This window comes from Acidocella facilis ATCC 35904, from assembly GCF_000687875.1.
In the GTDB taxonomy this organism is placed as follows: Bacteria; Pseudomonadota; Alphaproteobacteria; order Acetobacterales; family Acetobacteraceae; genus Acidocella; species Acidocella facilis.
The window spans coordinates 1-9,723 of sequence record NZ_JHYG01000030.1 but is presented as its reverse complement, the minus strand read 5'-3'; the positions used below and the strand labels follow the sequence as shown (position 1 = coordinate 9,723).

Genomic DNA, 9,723 nt, shown 5'->3' with positions numbered 1-9,723 from the left:
GCCTGGCAGCGGCCACGTCAATCCCGCCACCTGGGCGCGCTTCAGATTGTCCTGGATCGTGCTCCGCGCCACACCGAGCATCCGCCCGATCGCACGCGCGCTGATGCCCTCGCTGGCCAGACGTAATGTGTATCGTATCTGCCTCATCGTCAGCTCTCTCTTCGCCGGCATCCGTCTCTCCCCGTGAGTGTTCACGAGGCGCAAATGCCCGAGTTGCTGACCCACCCGAAAACGCCGGAAATAGCCCCGCCAGGTGGCCGGATTTAAATCGGAATCCTGGCCGGCTTCATCTCGGAATGGTGGCCGACATCAAATCGGAATCCCCGGCCGGCTTGCGTCGGAATCCGCATCTCAGCTGACGCTTACGTTATTTCTAGTATCAATCTATATGGTTCTAATCCTGTCTCCTGGAGGGCGGCGCGCACGCCATCGGCATATCTCCTTTGACGTAACTCCAAGGCGGATACGTTGACGGCTACCGAAGGGAGCCTCAATCCCACATCGTCCCAACGCCTCACCTGCGAACAGGCCGCGCGCAGCACCCATTGGTCGATCGGGGGGATTAAGCCGCAGCCTTCGGCGACAGGTATAAAACTATTCGGAAATGTAAGTTCGGCCTTAGGGTGGGCCCACCGCAACAAGGCTTCAGCACCGGTAATCATTCCTGTCCTTAGATTGATCTTAGGTTGATAATTCAGAACGAATTGCTCAAGCCGCAATGCTTGATGCAATTCCATTTTGACTTTCTGGCGTGCAATGGCACGATCAGACATCGCGACCTCAAAAAAGGTATATCCGTTTCGACCTCCTTGCTTGGCCTTGTACATCGCTGTATCGGAGTGTTGGAGAAGGGCTTCCGCGTCATGTGCATCATCCGGATAGACGCTGATACCGATACTTGCGGTAATATTTATTTCGTGGCCACCGATATTGTGCGGTTGCGCTAGCGCCATCAGGATCGTCTTGGCCGCTGCCTCGGCTCCCGCACTTCCCTGGCCGTCGGGAAGCAGTATCACAAACTCGTCACCCCCCTGCCTGCTGACCGTATCCAGGTTACGAACGCTGGAGGAAAGGCGCTCTGCAATGGACTTGAGCAGGCGGTCTCCTACATCGTGGCCGAGCGAGTCATTAATATGTTTAAAATTATCGATGTCTATAAATAACAGAGAAACGCACGACCTATGTCGCTTTGCCAGTGCGATAGCCTGGGTTATCCTATCCGAAAGCATCGCGCGGTTAGGTAATTTGGTCAGATCGTCATGCTGTGCCAGATACGCCATCTTTGTAGCCAGCGCATGCGCTGCCGTGACATCATGAAACACAATCACCGCACCGGTGATCTTGCCTGATGCATCATGGATCGGCGCCGCCGAATCCTCGATCGCGATCTCCATTCCATCACGCCGGATCAGGAGTGTGTCGGCTGCGAGGCCCATCTCCTCATCCTTTTCGAGTACCAGTTCGATTGGGCTACGACCTGAAAGGCGCGTGGTGCCGTTTACGATTTGCATCACCTCGGCGATGGGCCGACCGTGAGCCTCGTCCCTGGACCAGCCAGTCATCTTTTCCGCTGCAATATTCAGATAATCGATGTTACCGTGGAGGTCAGTACTGATAACGGCATCGCTGATCGAGTTAAGAATCACCTTCGCGCGCATATTCTCCGACAATAGCAGTTCTTCGATTTGTTTGCGCTGGATCATGCTATGGAGAGACTGAGGTATGAGAGAGCTCACAAGGCCGCTTCTTTGCAAATAGCCCTGCGCTCCACGCTGAACAGCCTCGCGCGCTAGTGGTGCATCGCTATCATCACTGATCGTCATTATCGGTATATGGGGCGCAAGCGCAAACAGCTTATCGAAAGTTTCAAGTCCCTCGGAGTCAGGAAGCGAGAGATCCGTCAGAATAGCATCTATCCCTCCGCGGCATAGCCGATCCAATGCGGTTGACAGACGGGTCACAGCTTCGACCTTGAAAATTCTATCTGTACGGGAACTCAGCAGGGAAATGAGTTTTGTCGTGTCTGTCGCATTATCTGTGATTAGGAGTATATGATTTGAAGGCATCTAATCCCCCTCCGATCGCCGCGCGACGCGGTGCCTTTCGGTACATACGGAGAGATCGGCCTCCATCGCTATTCTTCCATTGTAGTAGAATGGCACGATTTATAATTCCAAGGCGAGAGTGGACAGGGGGGCATAGTGTCAAGCTAATCGAGCGTGCCCGGCCGACCAGACTCGGAATATACCTATGCGGCCAGTAGATCTTTTCCCTTGCCGTCGGGCATGTCTGACTTACGCCGTGTTGTGAGCCTGTGTGAACGCGCGGGAAGCGAGAACGACGTCGGCCGTCCTTGTACCTCGTCCGCACATCCATCAATTGGTACTTAAATGAGGAATATTCACGCTGATCGAGAGCCGCAGTTGTCGGTTATCTCTCTGCCGGCGATAGAAAGGTTAACCGCCTTTTCGTCGCTTTGTAATCTGTGGGGCATAGTGAACTGACGCCTTCGCACCGCCGACTAATTCCTTGCGAGCGACCGAAACGATTGACAGAAAGATAAACTGGAGATTTATGCTAGGGTCCTGGATTCGGACGCAGCCAGGGCAGTGACAAGCCGTTGATCCCAATACATCAGAGGACGATGCGGCGCCGTTCGCCTTAACGACGTGTTGGGCATTCCTCAAAGCTCTGTTTTGTCGCCCGCATCGGAGGCAGCGGCGAGCGCCAAGCGGGCTAAGGCCGGCAGTGATTTCGCACCCATCTTCTTCATGATCGAGGCGCGGTGGTTCTCCACCGTGCGTTGGCTGATGCCGATGTCCGCGGCGATGTTCTTGCTGGGATGGCCGGCAAGAACCATGTCCATGATCTGGCGCTGTCGTGAGGTGAGCTTGCCAAGTCTCTCGGAAGCATCTTTCCGCCACGCCGACAGCTTGGTCGTGTCCCGCGACTGATCCAGGGCGCGCTTAACGGCGGCGAGAAGTTCCTCGCGGTCAACAGGCTTCTCGATGAAATCTATGGCGCCAGCTTTCATGGCCGCGATTGCCATTGGCACATCGCTGTTGCCGGTGATCATGATGGCAGGCAATCCGTCACCACGGGCTTGTAATCGCTTCAGTAATTCCAGCCCCGTCATTCCCGGCAAGTAGCCATCGACGAGCAGACAGGCTTCTCGCTCCGGACGATAGGCTCCAAGGAAGCTCTCGCAGCTTGCAAAGTCTTCAACGATCCGTCCCTCGGTCTCGAGCAAGTCGCGAAGCCCCTCGCGCACATAGCTATCGTCATCGACCACAAAAATGACGGGCATATCCGGAGCCTGGCGGACCGCGGACTGGGGTGCCACCGGCGGATGCGACATGGCTTGAGGAATCGACAGCAGGCGCTGGATAGCCTGTGTGACATCCATCGTCTTGACAGGCTTGTTCAGTTGCACGCAGTCCTGGCTGGCGATGCGCCGCAAGGTATCCGTCGAGATGTCGCCCGTCAGAACGATGACCGGTATTCGGCGATGGAGTATATCTCTTACCTTCGCGGCGACGTCGAGCCCGTCCATCCCATGTGGAAGATTGTAGTCCGCGAGGATGAGGTCAGGACGAAGCCCGTGAGCAATCAAATCGAGGGCCGAGGCTCCGTCGGGTGCTGTCGCCGGACGATGGCCTTCTTCCGTAAGCACGACTTCAAGGAGTTCGCAGAGGTCTCTGTCGTCCTCGATCACCAGGATCGCGCCGGTGTGACGGCTAGTCGCGTCTGTCTGATCTTTTTCACCGGGTTGAAGCTCTTCAGCGAAGGGTAATTTGTCTGGCGCAAGCATGACGTCGATTGAGAACATTGACCCTTTGCCAAGCTGCGAGCGGACATCCACCGGATGACCAAGCAGGGTCGCCAGGCGCTGGACGATGGACAGCCCAAGACCGAGACCGAGACTGCGTTCTCGAGCGGCGTTACCGAGTTGATGATATTCACCGAAGATTGCCTGAAGATTCTGTTCGGCGATGCCGATGCCGGTATCCCAGACTTCGATTCGCAGCGTTGCACTGCGGCGGCGGCAGCCTAGCAGCACCTTGCCCTGCCTTGTGTATTTCAGCGCGTTTGAAAGAAGATTGCGTAACATCTGCTCAAGCAGAGTTGGATCGCTGTGGACCGAAAGGCTGCACCCGATCACGCGCAGGAGAAGATTCTGTGCCCTAGCATGATAGGAAAATTCCTCCCGCAACCGATCAAGCAGGTCGTTGATCGGAAAGTCAATGAATTGAGGGTGGACGGTCCCAGCTTCCAACTGATTGATGTCGAGGAGCGTGTTGAGCATGCCCGACATCGCGGCGGACGTCTCGTCCAGTCGGGTGACGAGCGCCAGGGCCTCTTCCAGCTTGGCTTCCCGAATCTTCTTTGCTAGGACACCGCGCATCAGGCTGAGGGCTTGCATCGGCTGCCGGAGATCGTGGCTCGCAGCCGCCAGAAAGCGGGACTTGGCGATATTGGCTTGCTGTGCTTCCCGCTTGGCGGTCTCCAGAGCGTCCGCGGTGCGTCGGCGCTCGGTGATATCGGCGAAGGTAATAACGACACCCTCAACCCGGTCATCTTGGGCGCGATAAGGCAATATCCGGCGGATGTACCATAGACCATCCTTGGCCTGGATCTCGCGCTCGATTGGCGAGAGCGTCTGCAGGACTGTGCGCGCGTCGGTCAGCAGGTCACTATCAGCGGCTAATGAGTTGAGGTCGGCGAGCGGCCGGCCGATATCCGTCGGAATGATGTTGAAGAGCGATTTAGTGGCCGGCGTGAAGAAACGGATATCAAGGTCGAGATCGAGAAAGATGGTCGCGACGTCGGTGCTGTAAAGGATGTTCTGGAGATCGCTGGCAGTCGTCCTTTGCCGTTCCAGCGTTTCCTGGAGCTGGCTGTTGAGGGCCGTGAGCTCCTCGTTCATCGACTGCAGTTCTTCCTTCGATGTCAGCAGCTCTTCGTTGGTCGATTGATACTCCTCGTTGGCGGACAACGCCTCTTCGCTAACCGCTTTTTGCTCTTCGTTTGATGTTTCGAGACTATGGATCGCGGCCTGAAGTTCCGTTTGCGTCGCTTCCAATTGTTGTTCGAGTTCGGCGACGTGTTCGATGTCGGGTGGCGCGGTCGCCGGGCTTCGCTTATGGATCGGCGGCGGACTATCTACGAAGCAGACGAGCAGCAGGTCTTCACCGTCGATCAGTGCCGGCTGCACCGCAATCTCGAATGAACCAGCCTTGCCTTCATTGTTCGTCCGGCCGCCAGGCACGACAATGCGTTTTTTCTCCAGCATGGCCTGATGGATCGCGGCTCTGAGCTTGATCCGCAGGTGTGGGCGAACCATCGCGAGCAGATCATAATTCGGATGCCCTTGGGGCACGCGCAGATATCGTTCAGTCGGCCCCAAGGAATAGAGCCATTCCAGCTTACGATTGATCAACACCGCGGCGGGTGCGTATGTTTCGATGATGAGGCGACGGCAGCCCTCGGCAAGCGCGACCTGGCGGGAAGGCGTCTGGGCCTGAAGGCGTGGCGGCAGCCGTGCACCCTCGGCGGTTCCAAACAAAAAGCCAGCCTCGCCGGGTCGCGCGCGCCCGATGTGCCGGTAAATTCGATCCGGCTTCGAGATGACCTCGAAGCGGCCCTTGGAACCGCCGATCGTCTCGGCGCTTCCAAGCAGCAGAATACCGCCTTCGCGCAAGGCGAAATGGAAGAACGAGATCACCTTCTCCTGCGCCTCGGGGCGGAGATAGATGAGCAGATTCCGGCACGACACCAGATCGAGCCGGGAAAATGGCGGATCGGCTAGAACGTCCTGCACCGCGAAAACGATCGTGGCGCGGAGTTCGGGCAGGATTCGGTACCCATGGTCGTCCTTCGAGAAAAAGCGAGCCAATCGCTCGGGCGATACCTCTGCCGCAATGGTTTCGGGATACAGGCCCTCGCGGGCCGTTGCCACCGCATCGGCGTCGACATCGGAGGCGAAGATCTGTAGCTTGATCTCTCGCTTCGCCGCGGTGATCTTCTCGCGGAAGAGCATGGCGAGCGAATAGGTTTCCTCACCTGTGCTGCACCCGGCGATCCAGATGCGCAGCGGCTGGTCGATGGCATGGTTGCGGACGAGATCAGGAACGATCTTTTCGCGCAGTGCATCAAAGACCTTGGGATCACGAAAGAAGCTAGTGACGTTGATGAGTAAGTCCGTGGCGAGCCGAGCGAGTTCGTTGTCGTCGCCCTTCAGAACATCGACGTAGCGCTCGATGTCGTCGGTCTCGATCGACGCCATCGCCATGCGGCGTTCGATCCGGCGCCGCAGTGTGCCCTCCTTGTAGAGCCGGAAATCATGGACCGTCTTTTTCCGCAGAAGATCGACGATCTCAGGCAGCCAATCCGGAGTGGTGTCCTGTTCGTGGGGCGCGGCTGACTCGCGCGTAAGCGCCATTCTGCGGTGGAATTTGATGAGCGCGTCCGGAATGCTCGCCAGCGGTAGGACAAGATCGACCGCGCCAGTCTGGATCGCGTTTCTCGGCATTCCATCGAAAGCCGCCTCGTCGGGGTCCTGCGCGATGACGAGGCCACCCTTTTCCTTGACGGCTTTCAGGCCAAGGCTGCCATCGGCGCCTGTCCCCGAGAGGATCACGCAGATGGCGCGTTCCCCATATTCTTCAGCCAGTGAGCGCAGCAAAAAGTCGAAGGGCAGGCGGGCGCCGTGGCGTGCTTCAGGTTCAGACAGGTGCAGGGCGCCATTGCTGGCGGAGAGATAACTACCCGGCGGAATGATAAAGAGGTGGTTGGGCTCGACCAGCATGCCACTGGTCGCCTGGACCACGGCCATGGAGGTATGGTGCGCCAGCAGTTCCGCCATCATGCTCTCATGCGTCGGGTCGAGATGCTGCACGAGGATGAACGCCATGCCGTTATCGGATGGCAAAGCACTGAAAAGCTTCGTACAGGCCTCCAGACCACCCGCCGAGGCGCCTAGGCCGACGATCGGAAAATCCTCTGAGCCATGGGGAAGCACAGTGGTCACCCCGGCTCGCCCCGTTGAACGGGCTCGGCCTGACTTGGCGTTGGTGGGTCGGTCTCTCAGCATAGAACTTTCATTTTTCATGCGCCGGGAATCTCTGCGCACGCTGTCAGCGTACACCTCGTGTCGAGCACGGCAATGACGGAGATCAACCGTCGACGTTCACGTATCACCAGTGAAGAGTGTTTTGCCACGGCTGGCGGCATATTACAAATAGACAATGACGAGATCAGGAAGCCGCGAGGTTCATGAGTAGATTCCGACGCTGACTGCGTGCCGGTTTACGCGATATATACTTCCTGTAAGTTTTTTTTAATTGATATTTCGGAGCCAGATGACTTCGAGCCCCTCAGGCAGACAGCAGTATCGCTTACAGTTATCAACAAACGGAGGGAACATGACATGGATAAGGATCGTATCGCTGGCTCAACCAAAGAGGCCAAGGGCGCCATTAAGGAGGCCGCTGGCAAAGCTGTTGGTGACACAAAGCTGACTGCCGTGGGCAAGAGCGACAAGGCTCAAGGCAAGGTTAAGAATGCCGTCGGTGGCTTGAAGGACGCGTTGAAGAAGTAGGTGCCCTGGGTAGCGTTCAGGGCGTTGTCAATCCCACCTTCGTGAGTCCACGTCGCCGTTATAGACGACCGAAAGGAGCGCTGAATGAAACGTTCGATCGAGATTTTAGCCGGTTCTGCCCTCCTGGCGGTGTCGCTAAGTGGTCCGGGGTTTTCACAAGGTACGCCGCAAACAGTCAGCCTGATGCAGGTCGACCCGGCATCGCTGGCGACGGGCTATCGGGCCTCCAAAGTGATAGGAAGCACCGTCGTCAACGATGCCCACGTAACCGTGGGGACGATCGACGATTTGATCATCACCGCAACTGATAAGGTTCCTTTTGCGGTGTTGTCAGTCGGAGGGTTCCTCGGCATAGGCTCGAGATACGTCGTGGTGTCATTCGGCTCGCTGCAGGTGAAGAATAAACAAATGGTGCTGCCTGGTGCTACCAAAGACGCCTTGATTGCTCTGCCGTCATTCAAGTATAGCAGAGGCAGATGATCGAATATGTGCCGCGCCACCAGGCAGAGCCGGCTCGGGCGCGGTCCTTGGCTGTTTGTAATTGTCGTTCTCGCGCTGCAGTATTTGCAGCGTCGGAGGCATGGACAGGATTTAGCTTTATAATCCGAAAATAATTATAATCCGAAAATAATTTTTGAATCGAAGTATGGTTTCCTTCTGTTTGAGTGACAGTTCGACTGATAGCCCATGCCAACCATCGGTCGGCAATTTGCGTATCTGTTATCTGGCGATGTCGCCGGGGGCGCACACTACTGCTAATCACGCATGAACGCCGCCATCGGTGGTATGTGGACAGCAACAAAGAAACACCGCGAGCAGAAATTTCAGGCAGATGATGATAGCTGAAGAGATCAAAACACCACTGAGAGCCCGGCGCGTTCTCGTCGTGGAGGACAATAAACTTATAGGAACGCTATACATCGAACTTTTGGAAGAGATGGGGCATTCGGTCTGCGCGATCGTTGCCACGGAGACTGAGGCGGTAGCTGCAGCTTCAATACACAAACCCGACTTGATGATTGTTGACGCCGCATTGGCTGAAGGCAGCGGCGTGTCGGCCGTCAAAAGAATTCTGCGAGCAGGCTTTGTTCCTCACGTGTTTATAAGTGGGAATGCCACATCGGTGCGGCAGGACCGGTCCGATGCGATCGTAATGCAGAAGCCCTTTTGGGGTCCGGACTTGGAGTGCGCTATTCAACGCGCTCTTACCGCGGCGTCCAAGGCTTGAAACTTTAACGGATAATGGCGACGTGGTTGGTTGCGTCCTGATTTGTAACCGGCCGTAATTCGGAGAGTGCCTCGAATTCCCGTGGGCATGGCCGGCTTGAGCAAGCCGTAATACCCCTCATCGCACTGCAGACGGATGTGCAGTTTGCCGAAATGTCGCATGTTTCTTCCGACGGCCTGACCACAATCTTGAAGTCAGGATCTAAAGCACACGCAGCACAAGAACGACAATCACAACTAGCACCACTAAGCCGACTATACCGCCACCAATATACATTATTCCGATCCTTCTCTAGAATTTTCTCGAATTAAGAAAAACGAGCATTGGGCCGATCTCGCATTTATCGGACCGTGACCAATGTGACTCTTTGGACGGCCCAGAATTGGCTCGAGACGGGCGCGTTGAGTAGAGTGTTATCGGATGATAGGGCGATATAAGAAGAGTCGGAAACTACTCAGTCCGGCTTACCTCCTAATAAAATGCGAGAATGGCGGACGCTTCGGCAGAGCGTTCCGTCAGAACACAAGGCGGCCGAGACGCGTCTTGCGGTAACCGATGCGAGGCCCCCACTGCATGGGGCTGGACTTTACCGTGATGTCTCTGCGACGCGCTGGGGCATCCAGAAGTCTCTGATTGCTGGCACGACGATGGGTATGTCGTGATAGGCGGTCTTGAGGTACGATTTTATGTCGATGCCTTTGGGCGGCGGCCCGGCGGGGATAGCCAGTTCGTCGGCGCAGTAGAGCAGGATTGGCAGCAGGAGGCCGTATTGAATGTTTTTTGCGTTGAGTAATGGCGCCCACGCCTTCCAGCGCAATTTCATCGCGGCGACAAACCCCATGCACCAAGGCCCGGCGAACACCATGCCAGCGTCGGTGCGTTGGAAGATCGGCGC

At 56.5% G+C, this 9,723-nt stretch carries 7 protein-coding genes and 1 pseudogene; 3 read left to right on the top strand and 5 right to left on the bottom strand.

Translation table 11 applies throughout. The annotated features are described in order from the left end of the window. The 4 genes and pseudogenes from T331_RS20655 to T331_RS0116385 form a co-directional block, all read right to left on the bottom strand. Positions 1–147, bottom strand: a 147-nt coding sequence (locus T331_RS20655) for a helix-turn-helix domain-containing protein (protein ID WP_407637436.1), incomplete at its 3' end; no start/stop codon positions are given. Between the two features lie 215 nt (positions 148–362). Continuing rightward, a complete protein-coding gene (locus T331_RS18840; RefSeq protein WP_244877000.1) occupies positions 363–1,703 on the bottom strand; it encodes a putative bifunctional diguanylate cyclase/phosphodiesterase in 1,341 nt (446 codons plus the stop codon). 57 nt (positions 1,704–1,760) lie between these two features. Further along, positions 1,761–2,066, bottom strand: a pseudogene (locus tag T331_RS20650) (response regulator); the annotation flags it as partial. A gap of 617 nt (positions 2,067–2,683) precedes the next feature. Then, entirely contained in the window at positions 2,684–7,030 is a 4,347-nt protein-coding gene (locus tag T331_RS0116385; RefSeq protein ID WP_244876999.1) for a chemotaxis protein CheB, read from the bottom strand. Positions 7,031–7,429: 399 nt separating this feature from the next. Between T331_RS0116385 and T331_RS18835 the strand changes: the two genes are divergently transcribed. The 3 genes from T331_RS18835 (at position 7,430) to T331_RS0116370 (ending at position 8,828) form a co-directional block, all read left to right on the top strand. Beyond that, positions 7,430–7,600, top strand: a complete 171-nt coding sequence (locus T331_RS18835; protein WP_035180563.1) for a CsbD family protein — start codon at positions 7,430–7,432, stop codon at positions 7,598–7,600. Positions 7,601–7,684: 84 nt separating this feature from the next. Continuing rightward, positions 7,685–8,080 (top strand): PRC-barrel domain-containing protein, encoded by a 396-nt coding sequence (locus T331_RS0116375; protein WP_026440802.1) that lies wholly within the window; start codon positions 7,685–7,687, stop codon positions 8,078–8,080. Between the two features lie 352 nt (positions 8,081–8,432). After that, the gene (locus T331_RS0116370; RefSeq protein ID WP_211248759.1) at positions 8,433–8,828 is read left to right on the top strand and encodes a response regulator; all 396 of its coding nucleotides are present in this window, start codon (positions 8,433–8,435) and stop codon (positions 8,826–8,828) included. Between the two features lie 586 nt (positions 8,829–9,414). On the opposite strand, the gene T331_RS18830 is transcribed toward T331_RS0116370, so the two are convergent. Next, a partial coding sequence (locus T331_RS18830) for a YecA/YgfB family protein (protein WP_211248758.1) occupies positions 9,415–9,723 on the bottom strand: 309 nt, incomplete at its 5' end.